At 34.8% G+C, this 19,646-nt stretch carries 17 protein-coding genes; 2 read left to right on the forward strand and 15 right to left on the reverse strand.

Going from position 1 to position 19,646, the window contains the following annotated elements:
* Positions 1–88: 88 nt before the first annotated feature.
* The 6 genes from C240_RS11725 to C240_RS11750 form a co-directional block, all read right to left on the reverse strand.
* The gene (locus tag C240_RS11725) at positions 89–1,873 is read right to left on the reverse strand and encodes an ABC transporter ATP-binding protein (RefSeq protein WP_271495901.1); all 1,785 of its coding nucleotides are present in this window, start codon (positions 1,871–1,873) and stop codon (positions 89–91) included.
* The gene (locus C240_RS11730) at positions 1,873–3,624 is read right to left on the reverse strand and encodes an ABC transporter ATP-binding protein (RefSeq protein ID WP_271495902.1); all 1,752 of its coding nucleotides are present in this window, start codon (positions 3,622–3,624) and stop codon (positions 1,873–1,875) included. The genes C240_RS11725 and C240_RS11730 overlap by 1 nt, the downstream gene beginning before the upstream one ends.
* Before the next feature lie 155 nt (positions 3,625–3,779).
* Complete coding sequence (locus C240_RS11735; protein ID WP_271495904.1) at positions 3,780–4,001, reverse strand: YneF family protein; 222 nt, start codon at positions 3,999–4,001, stop codon at positions 3,780–3,782.
* A 229-nt stretch (positions 4,002–4,230) separates the two neighbouring features.
* The gene (locus C240_RS11740; protein ID WP_271495906.1) at positions 4,231–5,124 is read right to left on the reverse strand and encodes a deoxyribonuclease IV; all 894 of its coding nucleotides are present in this window, start codon (positions 5,122–5,124) and stop codon (positions 4,231–4,233) included.
* 280 nt (positions 5,125–5,404) lie between these two features.
* Positions 5,405–5,857: a DUF1801 domain-containing protein gene (locus C240_RS11745; RefSeq protein ID WP_271495908.1), complete on the reverse strand. Its 453-nt coding sequence runs from the start codon at positions 5,855–5,857 to the stop codon at positions 5,405–5,407.
* An 11-nt stretch (positions 5,858–5,868) separates the two neighbouring features.
* Positions 5,869–6,540 carry a YdeI/OmpD-associated family protein gene (locus C240_RS11750; protein ID WP_271495910.1) on the reverse strand — a complete coding sequence of 224 codons (672 nt, stop codon included), beginning with the start codon at positions 6,538–6,540 and terminating at the stop codon, positions 5,869–5,871.
* Positions 6,541–6,691: 151 nt separating this feature from the next.
* Between C240_RS11750 and C240_RS11755 the strand changes: the two genes are divergently transcribed.
* Positions 6,692–7,030 carry an iron chaperone gene (locus C240_RS11755; protein WP_271495912.1) on the forward strand — a complete coding sequence of 113 codons (339 nt, stop codon included), beginning with the start codon at positions 6,692–6,694 and terminating at the stop codon, positions 7,028–7,030.
* A 307-nt stretch (positions 7,031–7,337) separates the two neighbouring features.
* The gene (locus tag C240_RS11760; protein WP_271495915.1) at positions 7,338–9,818 is read left to right on the forward strand and encodes a transglycosylase domain-containing protein; all 2,481 of its coding nucleotides are present in this window, start codon (positions 7,338–7,340) and stop codon (positions 9,816–9,818) included.
* A 203-nt stretch (positions 9,819–10,021) separates the two neighbouring features.
* Here the strand turns inward: C240_RS11760 and C240_RS11765 are convergent, their stop codons facing one another.
* The 9 genes from C240_RS11765 to C240_RS11805 all read right to left on the reverse strand — a co-directional run bounded on the left by C240_RS11765 (position 10,022) and on the right by C240_RS11805 (position 19,543).
* Positions 10,022–10,726: a hypothetical protein gene (locus C240_RS11765; RefSeq protein WP_271495917.1), complete on the reverse strand. Its 705-nt coding sequence runs from the start codon at positions 10,724–10,726 to the stop codon at positions 10,022–10,024.
* Positions 10,727–10,766: 40 nt separating this feature from the next.
* Complete coding sequence (locus C240_RS11770) at positions 10,767–11,618, reverse strand: HAD-IIB family hydrolase (RefSeq protein ID WP_271495919.1); 852 nt, start codon at positions 11,616–11,618, stop codon at positions 10,767–10,769.
* A gap of 380 nt (positions 11,619–11,998) precedes the next feature.
* Positions 11,999–12,739, reverse strand: a complete 741-nt coding sequence (locus C240_RS11775) for a hypothetical protein (protein ID WP_271495921.1) — start codon at positions 12,737–12,739, stop codon at positions 11,999–12,001.
* Positions 12,736–13,704 (reverse strand): DUF5067 domain-containing protein, encoded by a 969-nt coding sequence (locus tag C240_RS11780; protein ID WP_271495924.1) that lies wholly within the window; start codon positions 13,702–13,704, stop codon positions 12,736–12,738. Before C240_RS11780 ends, C240_RS11775 begins: the two co-directional genes overlap by 4 nt.
* A 30-nt stretch (positions 13,705–13,734) precedes the next feature.
* Positions 13,735–16,302, reverse strand: coding sequence for a YfhO family protein (locus tag C240_RS11785; RefSeq protein ID WP_271495926.1), 2,568 nt, complete (start codon positions 16,300–16,302; stop codon positions 13,735–13,737).
* 25 nt (positions 16,303–16,327) lie between these two features.
* Positions 16,328–16,999: a signal peptidase I gene (lepB, locus tag C240_RS11790; RefSeq protein WP_271495928.1), complete on the reverse strand. Its 672-nt coding sequence runs from the start codon at positions 16,997–16,999 to the stop codon at positions 16,328–16,330.
* 32 nt (positions 17,000–17,031) lie between these two features.
* The gene (gene lepB, locus C240_RS11795) at positions 17,032–17,772 is read right to left on the reverse strand and encodes a signal peptidase I (protein ID WP_333908813.1); all 741 of its coding nucleotides are present in this window, start codon (positions 17,770–17,772) and stop codon (positions 17,032–17,034) included.
* A gap of 10 nt (positions 17,773–17,782) precedes the next feature.
* A complete protein-coding gene (locus tag C240_RS11800) occupies positions 17,783–18,289 on the reverse strand; it encodes a hypothetical protein (protein ID WP_271495932.1) in 507 nt (168 codons plus the stop codon).
* A gap of 180 nt (positions 18,290–18,469) precedes the next feature.
* Complete coding sequence (locus C240_RS11805) at positions 18,470–19,543, reverse strand: DUF916 and DUF3324 domain-containing protein (RefSeq protein ID WP_271495934.1); 1,074 nt, start codon at positions 19,541–19,543, stop codon at positions 18,470–18,472.
* Positions 19,544–19,646: the final 103 nt, after the last annotated feature.

Consider the following 19,646-nt stretch of genomic DNA (forward strand, 5'->3'; position numbering starts at 1 on the left):
TTTTACCTATCAACAGTTAGTTCATAATACAAAAAAAGAGTAGCACCTTTAATAGTCTCTACTCTTTTTTGTCCTGTTTTAATTTCATTTAGCCTTCACTGCTTTGGAGTTGATACATATCTGCGTAAAGTCCTTCTTCACCAAGCAATTGTTCATGGTTTCCACGTTCTACAATCGATCCTTTATCTAGTACTAAAATTAAATTCGCATCTCGAATCGTTGATAAACGGTGGGCGATCGCAATCGTTGTCCGACCTTGGCGCATGTTGGCTAAACCTTCTTGAATCAAGGTTTCTGTTTCCGTATCAATGTTTGCTGTAGCTTCGTCCAGCACAAGAATTTTCGGATCAGTAACAATCGTTCTTGCAAAAGAAATTAATTGCCGCTGTCCACTTGAATAGCTGGCTCCTCGTTCAATAACTCTGGCATGATATTGTTTCGGTAATGTATTAATAAATTTATCCGCTTGAACAAATTCTGCTGCTTCTTTGATTTGCTCATCTGTAATTTCAGGATTTAGCATGCGGATGTTTCCCGCAATATCTCCATAAAACATAAACGCATCCTGTAAAACCAACCCTAATTTTTTCCGCAATTCAGGTAATGGATAATCCCGAATATCACGATCATCAATTAAAATTTCACCTTCATAAAATTCGTAAAACCGCATCAAGATATTAATAATCGAGCTTTTCCCGCTTCCGGTATGACCAACTAACGCAACTGTTTCACCTGGATTAGCAACAAAGCTAATATTGTTTAATACATTATTTTTACCATCATAAGAAAAACTTACATTGCGAAATTCTATTTTTCCTTCCACAATTTCTGCATTTGCATCTGGATTTTGCTGAGGTGTTAACTCATCATTCTCAAAAATCTTTAAGATTCGGCTACCTGCTACCATTCCATCCGTAAATACACTTAAAAAATCCATCATTTGTGTCATTGGATTGAAAAAAGCCTGTACATACGTAACAAAAGCATATATCATCCCAACTTCAATTGCCGAATGTAGTGCATCATAACCAAATAAAGTTAACGATAATGCAATTGCTAATGTGTAGAGTAAATTAATAATTGGTCCTAACAACAAAGAATTGGTGCGAATCATTGAAAAACGTGTCTTCAAATAATCATTATTGGTCGCTTCAAATTCTTTTTCCAAACGGCTTTCTTGTCTAAATTGTTGAATAATCTGCATTCCTGAAATGTATTCATTTAGTTTCGTATTTAATTGACTTAATTTTTCCCGCATACTGCGATAGATTCTTGAACTAAATTTTTGATAGTACCAAATAACGATCATTAAAATCGGTAGAAAAATCAAATTGTACAACGCAATTTTAACGTTAATCTGAAACATCGCAATAAACGATGAAACCACCGCAAAAATTCCTGTTAATACCATCAAAAATACATACCAGAATTCAAATAATGTTTCCGTATCATTGGTTACTCGAGAAACAATTGAACCTGCTGGTGTTTGGTCAAAATAACGCATCCCTAAGGTTTGTAACTTCTCAAACAATTTCACACGAATATATTGGAATGTTTTTAGCGAAGCAGTTGAATACAAAAACCACTGGAAAAACCAAACAATACTTTTCACAATCACTCCAAACATATACAAACCAGCGAAGAACAAAATCACTTGGGTTGTTGCAGTTTTTGGTGTTAAATAGTTATCCATATAATTTTGAATAATTTTCGGCAACAAAATATTTATAATCGATAAAACCAGTGCAAATAAGATCGCTGAATAAAACGTACGGCGAAACGGCCGTGCGAATTTAAACAATTGCCTGACAATACTGACTTGCTCTTTTAAAGGTACTGATTTCGTCCATTCAGATTGATATTCTTCTTCCATTACCCTTCACTCCCTTCGATTTTAGCTTCTAATTGTTGTTTATCCCACATCCGTTTATACCAACCGGCCAATCTTAATAGTTCTTGGTGGGTTCCCCGTTCAACAATTTTTCCTTCATCTAAGACAATAATTTCTTTTGCATGCATCACACTACTTAAGCGGTGAGCTGAAATAATCGTTGTTTTTTCTTTTCTTGCTGTTTTTAGATTAGACAAAATCGCTTCTTCTGTTTTCGCATCAACTGCCGAAAGAGCATCATCTAGAATCAATAATTCCGGATTAACGATTAACGCTCTAGCAATCGAAATCCGTTGCTTTTGTCCGCCTGATAATGATACCCCACGTTCACCAACCATCGTTTGATAACCATTTGGAAAAGCTTTGATATCATTATTTATAAACGCCATTTCAGCGGCTTTCTCTACTTCTTCATCGGCAAAATCAGGATTAGCAAAACGAATGTTGTCCCGAATGGTCATTGAAAATAGAAAATGATCTTGGGGCACATAGCCAATTGACTTCATTAAAGCATCCAATGAATAGTCTTTGATATTGTGACCACCAAAAGAAATCTGTCCTTGATAATTATCATATTCACGCAATAATAATTTTAAAATTGTTGTTTTGCCTGAACCTGTTTTTCCAACAATACCTAACGTATCACCTTCATCAATCGCAAATTTGATTTGTTCAACGGTGGCTTGTTCATCTTTCGGATAAATAAAATCAGCAATTTCCACTGATAATTTACCTTTCGCAGGTTCTCGGATCGCATCTTTTCGTTCTACCACATGAGTCTTTTCATGAAGCAGCTCATTCACTCGGTCATAGCTGGCATTTCCCCGTTCCAAGACATTAAACAAACGACCAATCGCAAACATTGGCCACACCAACATCCCAATATAACTGATAAATGAAACTAGCTGCCCAATTGAAATTGAGCTTTCCATAATAAATTTCCCACCTACGATGATTGTCAACACATACGAAATCCCGATAATCAACGTAATAAATGGGTCAAATAATGCATCTAAAAAGTTCACTCGTTTATTTTTCACAATTGCATCATCAATTTTTTCAGTAAAATCTTGGATATCTTCTTTTTCTTGCCCGAAGGTTTTGATAACCTTCATCCCTGTAATACTTTCTTGGGTTTTATCATTAATTGTTGAAAACGCTGCTTGTGAATCACGAAATGCATCATGTAATTTTGATCCCAGAACTCTGGAAGTCACCGCTAATAATGGTAACGGTATCAATGCAATCAATGTTAAACGCCAATCTACAATTAAGATCATTGCAATAATCGTTGTTCCACCTGTGATCAATGAATCCGCAAACGTCAAAATCCCTGCTCCGGCAACATTTTGAATCGCATTTAAATCATTGGTCGCATGAGCCATCAGATCTCCTGTTCGATACTTTTGATAAAAGACATTATCCATTTTTGTAAAATGATGAAATAATTGTCGTCTTAAATCTTTTTCCAGCCTAGCCGCACTTCCCCAAATGTGCGTCCGCCATATAAAACGAAACACATATTGTCCAATCGCCGCCGCAAGTAACAGACCAATCCAAAATAAAATAGATTTAGCTGTTATATCTTTTGCCGCAATTTTATCAACAACTTTCCCAATAACCAGCGGTGGAATCAATTGAACCAACGCCACCATCACCAATGAAAACACCCCGATAGCATAGCTTTTCTTCTCTTGTTTGAAAAACCACCCTAATTTTTTAAATATAGACATGTACATTCTCCTCTTCTACTCTTGCTACTGTTCACTCACGTCATTTCTTACTGTTTTTCCCACTTTAATCCATCTCCTTTCAGTAAATAAATACAAAAAAACGAGCTAAAAATCAGCCCGCTTTGTGTTTGAATTTTGAATAGCCTCTAAAAAACCTATTTATCACCTTGGTTTTTCATTTGCTGCATCATTTGACGAATCTTCTTCTCAGAAGGTTTTTGTCCCATTGACATCATCATCATTCGTAACATATCCTCATTAACGGGAGGATTCTTTTTAAAATAGTCTTGCATATATTTACGTGCAAGGAAAAATCCACCTACTGCACCTGCTAATAAAGCGATAATTGCGATTAACACTACTACACCTGTTGACATTTAAATCTCTCCTTTCACATAAAAGCGAAACAAAAATTTATCAGCGTATCTTTTAAGCAACTGATAATCTTCTTTGCGCTTATCCATTTTCAAATTTAGTGGGGCTTGTCTGCCCATTTTTAAGAAATTGCTCTCAAGAAATCATTTTACTAGAAAGCAGCTAAAAAGAAAAGAGCTTTTGTCAGATTCCTCACAAGAAATTTACAAATTCTCTTTTTCTTATTTATTATTATTGTTGTGCTTCAATTTTTTCGAGTAAATCCGGATCAAATTTTTGCGATTTTAACATCGCAATTTCATAGCCGTAAGGTGCTTTACTGGTCTTTTTATCGGCACCAACATATGGCGTTTCCAAAATTTTTGGTAATTCTTTTAATTTTTCATGATGAACGACTTTATTTAGAGCATCAAACCCAATCGTACCAAAACCGATATTCGCATGACGATCTTTGTGTGAGCCCATTGGATTTTTTGAATCATTCACATGGACAACTTTTAGGCGATCCAAACCGATAATTTTATCAAACTCTTCCAATACACCATCAAAATCGTCTTTTACATTATAACCGGCATCATTGATATGACAAGTATCCATCGTAACTGATAATTTTTCATTTAAAGAAACACCTTCAATAATTGTAGCTAACTCTTCAAAAGTCCGACCTAACTCTGTTCCTTTACCGGCCATCGTTTCCAAGGCAATCTGAGGAATTTGTTCCTTCCATAAAACTTCGTCAAGTCCTTTAATAATTTGCTTCAAACCAGCATCAACACCCGCTCCAACGTGTGCTCCTGGATGTAACGTAATTTGAGTAGCACCTAATGCTTGAGCACGTTCAATTTCTTGACGTAAAAAAGCCGTCGCAAAACCAAAATTCTCTAATTTGATCGTATTACCTAAATTTATAATATACGGTGCATGAACAACGATATTACTTAAACCATGTTCTTTCATATACGCCTGACCGGCTTCAATATTCATTTCTTCAATTGGTTTACGACGTGTATTTTGAGGAGCACCTGTATAGATCATAAATGTACTTGAACCATAACTCGCTGCTTCTTCTGCTGAACCTAATAACATTTTTTTACCACTCATACTAACATGTGAGCCTAATAACATAAAAATCCTCCTTAATTATAAAAGCTGAACGAGCTCGTTTAGCATCGAATGAAAAATAGGAAAACTTGTGGATGGCGCTTTTTGCCATACTCACGTTTTATCTTTTTTCCGAGATGATAGCTCGTAAAGCTAGACACTTGAAAACTGAATGTACTCATTTAACTTTAATTGAACATAATCGTTCACTACATTATAAACTATTTGAATAATTTTCATCCTTTAAAAGAGTACGTGATTGCGTCTTAAAAAACAATATTTTTGCTTTTTAACAAGTAACTAATTATTTCTTATCTCGCTCTGTATGTAGAACATAGCTAGCGACCCATTCATCCATAGAAATTTTGCTAACCAACTCACCAATTAAATCATACGGTATATTTTTCGGATTACTAAACCGAATACAACTTTTTCCCATGTTTAATTTCGTTGGAACTGATTTTTCATACTCTTTTTGGAACCAACTTAATAATTCTTTATCCCCCATAATTCCCATATGGTACAATGACAGATGTTTTTTTTGTGCTGCTAAACTAATAAACGGTAATGGTTCATCTTTTCGATCTAAGTACCCTGCTGAATAAACTTCTAACGGTACAACATAAGTGGGCATTCCATATTGCATTTGCAATACAAAACCTTCTGGGATATTTTGTGCCACAACCTCAGCTAGTTTACGATAAGCTGGCTGCCATTTTTCATCAATATTCTCAATATATTCATTTATCGTTTCCATACAAAACTCCTTTATTTTCTTAATGATTGTCGGTACAACTCTTTTGATTTATAACCCATTTCCAAAATCCCGATCATTTCTACTTTCCTTTTTTCTTGAGTCGCTACTTGTTTTGCGCTGAAGATATATCTCGCCCAATCTTTTTTATATCCTAGTGTTAACTGATTATAAAGATTTCTCGCTTGTTCGTGTGCTTCAAGGAAAGCTTCAACATCAGGAATGAATTGAACATAATCCTCAGCTTTGTCACTCTGTTTAGTTTTTGTTTTTTCACTGCGCTCAACATTTTTGATACCTGTCACTGTAAAGGTATCATCTAGTTTCACCATACGATTGAATTTCAGGCTACTTTTCCCTACATAACCATCTTGTTCATTGACTTGCAAAGCTGGAAAAATTTCATCTCGGTGAACATAAGTCGAATAGGTCTTATTCCCCTTTTTAGGATAAGCAACAAAAAGAACACCCTCTTTATTCAGCACTTGATTTTCGATGACTTTATCAACAAGCTGTTTAAATTCAGTCATATCTTTAACAAAAACAAACAATAAATCGACTGCTTCTTTAGGAAATTCTGTTTGAGCATCCGTTATTTCAGATAAATAGCTTTCATTTGGTCGATTGATTATTGCTTTTTTAGAATATTTTAGCAAGTTCAATTTTTCTACAATTGTTTTTTCCATTTTTCCAGCCTTTCTTTTCGTATTAAATGTAGTAATAGTCTACCATAAAACGATTACTTGTTTCACTTTTCTTGTTTTTACATCACTAAATAAGTCTAGATTACTGCGGCATGATATACTAAAGTTAATAAAAGAAAGTTGAGGAAAAACTATGACTGTTATCGAAGAGTACATCGCTACATGCCCTGAGGATCATCAAACAAAATTAATTCAGCTTTACACATTAATTAAAGAACTTGTTCCAGAAGCTACCGAAAAAATTTCATATGGCATGCCAACTTTTTATTTAAATGGTAATTTAGTTCATTTTGGCAACGCTAAACATCATGTTGGTTTTTACCCAGCTCCTTCTGGAATTGAAGCCTTCAAAGATGAACTTAAAGATTTTAAAACAAGTAAAGGCGCGATTCAATTTCCTTTTAACCAAGAGTTGCCACTAGAAATTATTAAGAAAATTGTACTTTTTCGTGTTTCAGAAAATATGAAATAGTTGTTTGATTCAGGCTGGGAAAAAAGGTTTAGCTCCAGTCATTCTGACTTCGAATCGAATGACTGGAGCTGCTCTTTTCTCATTGTTTATTTCATATGCCTTCTAATTCTTTACAAGAGCCTTTCATTTCTTATTTTAATCTTCTGTTACATTTAACTACTCAATCGCTTCAGACTTTTCTTACCAGACAACTTCCTATAAAAACGATGATTTTTTTCACCGAGTTATATTAAGTTTTCTTGATAAAATCAGTAGAAACAGCTAGACAACTGTTCATTATTCATTTTTTTTGCTATAATATCACGGAATGTATCATTTTATTGAGGTGAAGCTTTTGGACAATCAGAATCAATCCCGTCAAACGGAACAACATTCTAATAAAAAAACAGAAAAGAAAAAGATTTTTTTAATCACAAATGTGGTTATTCGTGTCATACAATCAATATTTATCTTAGGTGTCGTTTTGCTAATATTAGGCGGTTCCTTGGGTCTTGGGATTGGTATGGGTTATTTTGCGTACTTAGTCGAAGATACTCAACCTCCAACGAAAGAAGAGCTACAAACAGAAATTAGTGATATTACTGAAGTTTCCAAAATGACTTACGCTGATGGAGCAGCAATTGCTACAGTTAAATCGGACTTAATTAGAACTCGGGTTGATAGTGAACATATTTCCACTTTACTAAAAAAAGCCATCATTGCTACCGAAGATGAGGATTTTGAAGAGCATAAAGGTGTCGTACCCAAAGCGGTTGTTCGTGCCCTTATTTCTGATGCTACTGGTATTGGTGGATCATCAGGTGGATCAACATTAACACAACAATTAGTAAAACAGCAGATTCTAACTGATGAAACTACCTTTAAGCGAAAAGCGAACGAAATTTTGTTAGCATATCGTATCGAAAAATATTTTTCAAAAGATGAAATTGTAACGACTTATTTAAATGTATCCCCCTTTGGTCGTAATAATAAAGGTGAAAATATTGCTGGTGTCGAAGAAGCTGCCAAAGGACTGTTTGGAAAAAGCGCCAATGACTTAACACTACCTCAAGCGGCATTTATAGCAGGGCTTCCTCAAAGTCCTATTATTTATACGCCTTATTCAAACACAGGAGCTTTAAAAGATGATGAAAATATTTCTTATGGAATGAAGCGGAAAGATTTTGTTTTATTCAGTATGTATCGTGAAAAAGTCATCACAAAAGAAGAATATGAAGAAGCCAAAAACTATGATTTAAAACAAGATTTCCAACCTCAACAAGAGGCCAATCAAAATACTGAAGACTTCTTATACTATGCTGTTTTGGATCAAGCTACTAAAGTTATTATGGATCTTAATATTGAAAAAGCGGGTGTACAAAAAGAAAGCTTGGATGAACTTGGTTTGGAGCAATACGAACAGCAAGCCCGCAGAGAAATCCAAAATCGTGGTTACACCATACAATCTACAATAGATCAAACCGTCTATGACACCATGCAAAATGCTGTAGCAAACTATGGTTATATGCTTGATGATGGCTATGGTGCTGGTTTAGTTGAAACTGGAAATGTGCTGATGGACAATAAAACCGGAAGAATTATTGGTTTTGTTGCCGGTCGTGATTACAATGTAAGCCAAAGTAACCATGCTCTAAGCACTGTGCGTCAAGTCGGCTCTACCATTAAACCAATTTCTGTCTATGGACCTGCAATTGATCAAGGAATGATTGGTTCTGAAAGTCGCTTAGCTAACTATCCAACTTCTTATGTCGGCGGCGGTGAGCTAACAAATGCAACAAATTCTGGAACGAACACTTTTGATACAGTTCGCCATGCCTTAGAATGGTCATATAATATCCCTGTCTACCATCTGAATGAAGCGATGAAAAAACAAATGGGAGATGACAATTTTTCTTATAATAATTATTTAAGCAAAATGAATTACCCGGCTGATGACGGTTGGGCATATCAATCTGCACCTTTAGGAGCTGTCGAGGCAACTGTTTTAACTCAAACTAATGGGTTCCAGACTCTAGCCAACAAGGGCGAGTATCAACAAGGCTATATGATTGATAAGATTACCGACAATAATGGTACAGTGATTTATGAACATAAAATGGCTCCTGTTCAAGTTTATTCACAAGCAACAGCGTCGATTATGAATGACATGATGCGCTCCGTTTTAGATTCGAAAATTACTACACCTTTTAAGGACTTGGTTGCTAGTTTAAATCCTGCGTTGGCAAATATTGATTGGATTGGTAAAACTGGAACGACTGATTTATACGTAGACTCTTGGTTAGTTGTTTCTACTCCAACAATTACCTTAGGTTCATGGTCAGGTTATGATATACCCACGGCAATGAGTCCTAACAGCGGTGATCAAAACAGTACCTATCTGGCAAACCTAATTAATGCTGTTTATGCAGTTAGACCTGATTTATTCGGAGTCGGTGAGAAATTCACCTTGACAGATGATGTTATAAAATCGACTGTTTCAGATTTTACAGGTGAAAAACCAGGAACATTCACTTATAATGGTGCCACTTACACTGCGCCAGGTCCAAATACCGTTTCGCTTTACGCTAAAGACGGTGCCCCTAAGAGCCAATACAAATTTGGTTATGGCGGTACAGATGCTAATTATAATGCTTATTGGAGCCGTTATGGACCAACAAATAATAATACAACTGGAAACTCAACACCTTCTTCAAGTTCAAGTTCCAGCTCAAGTTCAAGTTCTGATTCAAACGCAACAACGCCTTCTTCTTCCGAGAAAAAAGAAGAGGAAGATAAAAAAGAGGACTAGCTACTAAGATTGAATGTGAGACAAAAGTAAACGGCAGTTTTTCTCCACACCTCAAATCCGAATAAACGCTTTTATCTCGGACTTTAATGGCTGTTCAGTTATTAGATGCTAATCCTATAAAAAAGAAACGGCACTTCGTAGAGGTTATGATAACCTTACGAAGTGCCGCTTCTTTTTTGTTCTATCTTTCAAGTTTTGATAAATTAATCATCCCAATAATCATATTCAACTTGGTAGTGATTCGATTCGCTATTATTTTCCTTAAAGAAAGCTTTCACACCAGAAAAGAGAACTACCCCCAATAGCAGTAGAAAAATTGCAGTCAAAATTGCTGATTGAACTCTTCTTTTTCTGCGTTTAGCTAGAAAATTTGTATTCTTCAAGATTTCTTTTTTGTAATTTTCTGAGTGCTTAATCTGAGTAATATCATAGTAGAAAAATTCTAAAGGCTGCTCCAGCATATCCTTACTAAGTTCAGGCGCAAAACCAACTAATAAAGTATATTGTCTAATTTTTGATGGGAAATTTCTGGTATTCTTTTTATTTAGTTTTACAAATAATTCTTGATCGTCTAAAAAGTAGTAGGCTTTATCATCTTCTTGTGTTTCAATTACCTGCATTTTCTGAAATCCTTCTGGTAATTGAGTTTTGATCTTTTGAAAATAACTATCAAAAGCCTCACCACGTATGTATTTTAGAATGTAAAACACACCTGCAAGCTCAAATAAAAATACAATAACCAACAATACTTTAATAATCATATCTGCTAGACCAATTCCAACAATTGTAACCATCATAATAGCTAGCAACGAAAACAAGTACATTTGATAACTCCTCATGTACAGTTGTCTAATTCCTGATTGATAATATTCTAAATCATGTTCAATATTCTCTTTTATTTCTTCCATTCTCTCCACCTAACCTTTTATTCTAATAATTTTCCTTTATTTAACGAATAATTGTATCAAATATAAATTTACCAACGCCGCCGTCCACACTATTACCAACAATATGACGACATTGTTCTTTCACAACTTCTTTAGCATTTCCAACTGCAACTGGAATATCAACAACTTCCAGCATTGCTAGATCATTTTCACCGTCACCAATTCCATAACTGACCGCATCAGGAAATTTATTCATAAACTCTTTAATTGCATAACCTTTACTACTTTTTGGATTAACAACTTCTAAGCACTGGATAAATGAAGAAAAAACATAGGCCGAATCACTTCCCAACAATGATCGTAAAATCTGATGTTCTTCATCACTGGCTTCCATTAATTCAATCTTCATTACTTTTAATTCAGGATGTTCAGCCAGATAACGCAATGGATTGTCTACATGCTGACACTGCTCTTCAAAGAATGATTCTTTAAAGTCCATAATTTGTTTCCCAGTTTCCCCCAACGGTGCTAATTTTTCTCTTAATGCTAAAATATTCATCTCATAATTTTCAACAGGTCGTAAAATGATACCTTCATTTGTATGTATATGATAAAAAATATTCCGTTCTTCTAACACAGTAATAGCTTTTGTACACTCTTCTAAAGACAAACAGTGATTATACTGAATCCGCTCCCCAACTAATTTATAGCCGCCGCCATTGCTAAAGATAACATCGCATTCACTCTCAAGTTCTGCCATTAAATCAGCCAGCTGTGCATACCCTCTTCCAGTAATAAAAACAAAATGATCTCCTTGCTTTTGCAATGCATAAATTGCATCGTAATTAATCTGTGGTACTTCTACACCCAAATCTTGAAAAGTTCCATCTATGTCACAAAAAATAACATTCATTGATTTCCCTACTCCCTAACTAGCTATCTTTTTTTGGTAAATCAAGCCAAATTTTTTACTCTACCATAAATTATAGCATAAAGAGAGTTCGATTTTTTCATTTTTGATAATTTCAATTTTATGGTTTTATTTTCTTCAAAAAAACCATGCTAAATGCTTTTTCAGCTTTTAACATGGCTTTTTATCATCTCATTTTCACTCGTCTTTTTCCTATTATTTCTAATCTTACAAATTGTAATCAACGTGAGTCTCACTCATAAACATGACAATTTTATAAATGAAACTTATTAGATTTAGAAAAATAATTGGTTACTTTAATTTAACTTTGTCTGACAACCTAGCTAGCTTTATTCCAAATTCTCCTAAATATTCTGGAATAGTCATTCTGTATAATCGATAATCGCAGCATGAATTTCTCTAAATTCTCGTTTATCATTAAAACCTACACGTAAGGTTTGAGAAATTAACGTTTTTGCTTCAGCTTCATTATCATTACCATAGACGACTGCTGTTTTTGATGCAGGCCGTTTATCAACTTCTTTGTAGTCTTCATTGAAATTTTTAATTGCTACATCAGCTTTTCCTTTGGGAATATCAATGATTTGAGCTACTGCTAGTAATAATTCATCAAAATTATTTTTAGGATATGCTTCTTCTTGACTATAATTTGACAGAGCTAAACTTTGAGAAGCCAAACGGGCTTCTTTTTTCTCTGGATCAAAAGAATATTTCAGATCAATTAGCGCAAAAACCACTAGCTCCTCACCCTTGTAAATCGGATAATAGCCACGAACTAATAGTTCATTTCCAGAGGCATAGAGGGTATACTCTGCCTTTTTTTCTTCAAGTTCCTTAGTAGTAATTTTTTCATCAAATAAATGCTTTGTTTGTTGAATAATTTGAGGGACTTTTACAGAAAATTTATTTTGTAGTAGATCCAGTGCTTCATCTTCCGAAATTTCAGGATAGTCAAATGTGCCAAAAGGTTTTTCACGCTGCTTATGCCAACTAAGTTGTTGATGGGCTATCTCCGTAGTTTGATTTTCGCTAGAACATGATGCCACTAGCAGCACGCCGATAAATAACGCTAACAAAATTAAATAAAAATTTTTTCTCATCATTTATCCCCTTCCTCGTTCACGACAGTTAGTGGAACATCAGATGCATCAGGGAAGCGTTCTTTTGAAGGAATTAAGGTCACTTCACTTGTATCACTTAACTCATATAAAGAAACACTCTCGTTACTTTTTCCGATTGGAATCGCTTCTTGCTTTTGTTCAGTCAACTTGGGTATATCTAATATCGTATTTTCTTTTGGTAATTTCCCTTCTGTTAAAGCTGTATCGTGCTGGGTTACTTGTACTGCTTCATCCCAAACTTTTGCTGTAATGGCGCTTTTCTCTCCACTATTTGTGACCGTATACCTCAATGCAAGCAGTTTTTGTCCATCATCACCTTCTAACGTCATAACACCTACCAACTCAATTGATACGTTCTCATTTTTAAAGACTATTTCGTCTGTATCTGTTGATGCTTTATCTCCAGTATCATTGACTTCTTTGACTGAGAGAGCTGATTCATCAATGATCTCTGCTCTTTTTTTATGGTTCCCATCATTTGCTGAATAATAGTTCAACTGGAGTAGTCCATGTTCTGTTTCAATATAATAAAGATGCAGCCAAGTAGCACGCTTTTCAAACATAGTATCTAATGTATACTTCACTCCTTTATACTTGCCTATTTCAAATTCTTTCATATAAATTTCAGATTCTTTTTCGTAATTATATTGGTTTTTGAGCTCTGTACGCATTCGTTTAACAAAGTCCTCATTAATAGTTTCTAACTCTTTTCTTTCTCCCATCACAACCAAAATAGAATTGCTTTTCTTATCCTGTGCACCGAAAACAGCTTCATTACTATACTTTACTTTAAAATCTGTTGTTGGTTCCCACGTACTTGGCAGCTGAATCGTATAATTAATCCCTTTCACTTCAAAAGATTCTTTTTTGTCTGATAGTTTAGCAGAACAACCGCTAAAAACCAGTATGAGCACTAATAATAGGCTTTTCATAATTTTTTTATCCATAATAACCTCCGTCTACAATTAGTTTTATGGTCATTCTTTAGATTTTTTTGTTATATACCAGTTATAGACAATAAAAAGTAAGATACAAACTAGCAAAAGAGTAGCTCCGATTTTAAGTCCTTGAGGAATAAAAACAAATTTGATTGTATGACTACCTTTTGGTACCGGTAATGCAAGAAAAGCATCTTTAAAGGTCGGAATAGCCACCTTTTTACCATCAACATATGCCTGCCAGCCTTTATCGTAAGGAATCGTCGTCAAGATAACCTGATCTTTTACCAAATTCACACTTGCTTCTGCAGTACGTCCTTCAGTCTTAAAAGCTACACTTTTTTCATTCACTTTTTCAATGGCTTCTTTAAAGGTATCGACATTGATGAACATTGCATTCGGTTTTACCAAATGAACGACTCGATCTCCCGTAAAACTTACTTCTACCTTTACAGTCTTAGCTTCGTCATAGTAGCCTAAATTATAGTATTGCCCAGTTCCTTCTAGCCCTGCCCAACTTTCAACGCCATTAACGTTAGTCTTCACGTCAACCTCTGCACCTTGTCCATATAAACTTAAATAGGCTTGTGATCGAGCGGGTACTTCGACAGAATAAGTTATTTTTCTCAATTTATTTGGTACAGTTTTCGAGTAAAATAAAACAGAGTCATGATCTTCAACCTGAACATTTTCTTCTTTAATCGTTTCAATTTCCGAAAAATAGAAAAAGGAATCTTTTTTACCAGATAAGTATTGCAGTAATTCTGTTTGATTTTTTACAACATCTTTTTTATAAATCCCTTGATCTGTTACTATCCCTAACGGTAACGCGAACTCATTCTCATAAACTCCATATTTACCAGTTGTTTTCTTTAAAGTAAAACCAAATTTATTGGGATCATTTTGAGCTAAATTATATTTAATCCCTAATAATGCATCCATCACCAAAGTATTATTAATATACTGAATCGTTAAGTTGGTTCCTGTTGAACGAAAGCCTAATTCATTCATATACATCGAAGAATGACGGTTTCTAATCGATGAAAACATTGAAACACCGCTATACCCATGAATAAAACTTTCATTTCTTGAACTACTATCCAGATTTGCTAGTCGGTATAATGTATCATTTTCCTCTTTAGTCCATTCAACTAACTGATTTACATCTTCATAATTTTGATCAAAAGCAATTCGTTCAGGATAACGCCACTCAGTAGCAATTCCTCCAACTAATCTTTGTGCATTTAAAGTCATTTCCCCAATAAAAACTACAAATAAAAGAATCAGCACAAAATTTTGTTTTCCTTGCCAGCGATCTTTTAACAATAAAATGGCTAAATAAAGGATCAATAAAACGACACTCGCCATAACAGAAGTTTTGTCCAAAAAGTCATAACGTCTACGATTCGCTAAAAAAACCATCAGTAAATATATGGCAATCATCCCGATAACAACATTGAGTATGCGGTTACTATCCTCTTTCGTGACTTTCTCCAATCCAAATCCTGCTAAAAGCAAACCTAGAAAAGAGAATAAGAAGCTAAATCGGAATAAAAACATATTCGGTGCATGAAAACCGTGCCAAAATAAATTCATTGGCTCAATATAAAAACTCGCAATCAAAAGCAAAAACAAGCTCCCAAAAACCAGTTTATTTTTTAGCTGTATTTTAGGACTTACAAAATAGAAAAGACAAAAAACCGTTCCCAACAGACCAAAATAAAGAAACGGTGCACTACCGTATTTACTCGTATCATAAACACCCACCATTGTTTTGACTGGAATATCCCAAATACCAGTATCTCGTGTAAAAAAATGATTCAGTTCGGTTAAACTTTCCCCATTGTTTTTCAAATCCAATAACGTCGGTAAAATAGTCACCATCGATGCCCCACCAGCTAAAAGTGAAGTGACTAGATATGGAATTAACGTTTTTTTATACCTTTTAGGTGCTAAAATGAATCGACAAAAAACATACAAAAAAGAAAAAACACCAATCATAAATGCCATATAAAAATTAGACAAAAATAACAATAGATAACTGATAAATAGCAACACTGGTTTCATTTGATCCATCAAACGATGAATACCTAGAATAACTAATGGCAGATAGATTAAACCATCCAGCCACATTTGCTGTGGAGAATAAGCAATGCAGAATCCACTTAAGGCAAAACTCACACTCAATATCAATTTGCTCCATTGAGGTATTTTGAAAATTCTGTCACTCATTATCCAAAACGATCCGCCGATTGCCCCAAACTTCAGCAAAAGAATCAGGTAAAGCGCATCAGGTATTTGGCTATTATCAAAGAAATAAACCAACGGACTAAAAATTCCATTGATATAATAAGCCATAAACGACCAGTAATTTAGTCCCAAAGAACCGTACCAAGTATAAAAAAAACTTTGTTTCCCATGTAGTGCATTATTAAAACTAGCAAAAAAATTCGAGGTTTGAGATAAAGCATCACTAGCTAAAATAGTTTTTTCACTCCCCGGGTAAATCCCTAAAAGAAAATAGACAAACCCCATGATGCCGATTGGTAAAAGAATGCTCAATAAAAACGCCCAGCCTTTGTCTTTGATCCATTCTTTGTATTTCATTTCATTTTTCCTCCTAGAACCATTTTTAATTTATGCGTCCCATTCGATTAAATGGATAAATTCGATAAATTACTACACCTTCAATTTGATCAGATTTGATAAGCCCAAAATAACGACTATCTTTTGAGGCAGCTCGATTGTCACCTAAAACAAAGTAACTTCCTTGTGGGATTATCTGAGTATCACGTAAATTCCGAGCCACTTCCTCACTCACTGTCACTTTCAATGTACTATCCGGCAGCTGAATACTAGATAGTTTCTGATTATTTTCTTGATTCCAAGCATCAGCCTGTTTTGTGCGCAAATATACACCTGTTTGATCTGTCCAAAGTTGATCTCCAGGCATACCGATAATACGTTTAACATAACTAGACTCTCCCTGAATTTCCGGATCAAAAGTAACCATGTCATATCGGTTTGGCGACTGATTTTTTCTCACGATGATTCGATCATTATTTTTAAGGGTAGGTAACATGGATTGACCATCCACACGATGCGATTGAATTTGCAACAAACCAACAATGCATACTCCTATAAAAAGAAGCAGCACGCCTTCACGAACACTCATCTTTTTTTGGGTTTGTACCGTCTGTACTAATTTTTGTCGGGACTTTTTCTCTTTTGAAAAATTCTGTCTTTTTTTTACTGAAGACTGCCCTTTGCTAGACATCTGCGTTCGCCTTTTTTTGATTGTCACAAATGTTCCTCCCATGTGATACTTTACCTTAGTTAAAATTGAGTCATGTTATGTAGCGGAAAAATTCTCGCTTTCACAACACCTAAAATATTTTCTTCATCAACCCACCCAAACTGGCGACTATCTGCTGCATAATGACGATTATCCCCCAAAACAAAATAAGTACTTTCTGGTAAGGCCCTAGAATCTGTCAAGGAACCTAAAGAAAAATTTTCAGTAAGTAAACGGTCTTCCGTTTTTGCTTCGCTCAGTTCATTGGATAAAAATCGTTCTACGACTAATTTTTGGTCGATCATCAATTGATCCTCTTCATACGAAATTTCTTCTCCCGGTAAAGCAATCACTCGTCGAATCATTAACTGACTCGTCACTGGATTCTTGAAATAGATCAGATCAAAGCGTTTGATTTTTGCTCGCTTACTTACAAACAGACGATCTCCGTCATTTAGTGTAGGTGTCATGCCGTATCCATTCACAGTTGGAAAGCTAAAGAAAATCCATTGGAGGAGAAAAAAAAGACTCATCATCAGAAAAAAGCTGATCCCAATTTCTTTGTAAAATTGACGCCTACGCTCACTTCTTTTTCTTTTCTGACTCATTCTTTTTCTTTGGATTTTTTCCCTGTTCCCTTTTTTAAAGATAGGGTGTGTTTTTGTAGCTTTAAGTGTAAAATCGTTTTTAGACTTCTGATTTTGTGCTCTACCACTTTTTTTATTTGTTTTTTTTATTTGCTCCCGCTTTTTCTGATCTATTACTCTACCTTTTTGTTTCATCTTGAGTCTCCTAATTTTTCTGTTTTAGTGCTGACTCATTGACTTTAAAATAAGTGAATACTTCTTTTTGACGTTCTTTGATTTTACTTAAATCTTTCAAATAACTCTCCATTGTTTCTTCGTTTCCAAGTTGTTCTTGTGTTAAAGTGGATAAGTTCATTCCAACATATTTCATCGATACATAATAGCGAGTCAATCGTTTAGCACCTTCTTTTGATAATCCAGCTGATACCGGTCTATTTCCATATGTAACCAATAATGAACTCACTTCTTGAAATTGAGGATAAACTTTTTCAATGCTGCCGCCTTCTTTAATCGTTCCAAGCTTCTGTTCTAAATCTTCTGTCAGCAAATATCCTTGAACAACTACTTTCGCATCTTCAGATGTCAAATTTGTCAATTGATAATATCGCGCATATACAGCTGAACCCACCGAGAAAAACAGTATAACTATAAAGATCAATGCATTTTTTAAGTAACGTTTTTGCCGACTAACTAGCAATTGTCTCTTACGCACCCATTTTTTCCGCTTGATCTTACTCTTTGGTCGTTTCTGCTGACTTTTTTTTAGCTCCATTTTAATAGAAAAAAAATAGAATAAGCAAAATAATACAAACAAAAAACAAAGCATAGCTAAAGAAAGTAACCCTATAAAAAACCAATCTAATAGAACCATGTTACTGATCCCCTTTCTTCTTTAGCTGCTTTTCTTTCTTCTATTTTTTGGCTTATTGTTACTGTTTTTTTTCTTTGATTTCTTCTTATTATTCATCGCTCGAACGACAAAGAAAATGGCTAAAAAGACAACAAATACGCCACCTGCAATCATTGCAATCAGTTTCCAGTCAATCCCTCTTTCTTGAATTAATGTCACATCTTGAGCATTGTATTTATCTGCATCTTCTTTCGTGATTTTGAACTCTTCATCCCAGGCCCACTTCTGTTCTCCACTTGTTACTAAAATATGAGCTTTGTAATCTCCTGGCTCCATCTGGTCGCCGTTCATCTCCAAAGGAAAATCAATTAATGAGTTGGGAGCCATTCGCATATCTGCGCGCTTAGTATCATACAAAACAGCTTCTGATCCTTTTTTAGTCACTTCCATTTCAACTGTCATTCCACTCACAAATTCAGCAGATGTGTTAGAAAAATTTGCAAAAATACTATTTCGGTAATTTGATAATCCTGCATAAACGCTATTTAACTTTAGTTCTGGTAAAACAACTGCATCAGTTTCTTGTAGCACCATGCCTACAACAAAGGCATATTCATTAATCACGCCTGTTGCTTTTTTCTTTTCTTCTTCTTCTTTTTGAGTTGGTTTTGATTTCATGTAAATTCCGCCAACAAGCTTTCCGTCATATGCTGTTTCAGGCATTGTTATGTCTAAGTTCAATGGTGCTGTCTCTTTTGGTTTCAGAGTCACTTCTGTCGGTCCTTTTACAATATCCTTAAAATCGTATTTCAAGGAAGCATCATTTTTTATTGAAGATGGTCCATATTCTAAAACACCATTTGAATTTGTTTTCGCCCCATTTAATCCGATTGTAATTGTTTGTTCTTCATCTGCACGATTTGTGAGCATGATCTGCACCGTTTGTTTTTGTCCTGAATTCATCCTCAGATTAAAATATTGTACATCTCCCTGTTGATTTTCTGGAAAAATTGATTCATAGGCAAATTGCTTTTCTGCATGTACAGGTTGTGCAAAGCCAAATAGCGATATTATGTATAAACCTATTAGCAGGTATAAACAGATTCTTTTTTTCATCTTATTTAATTGTCCTTTCTCGTCCTACCACTACAATAAGCCGAGGCTAAAATTACTCAACTTCTATAGTCAAAATTAGTTATAAATGTTTAATAATTTAGCA

Origin of the sequence: Enterococcus sp. 5H (assembly GCF_028128615.1) — a bacterium.
Classification (GTDB): Bacteria; Bacillota; Bacilli; order Lactobacillales; family Enterococcaceae; genus Enterococcus_L.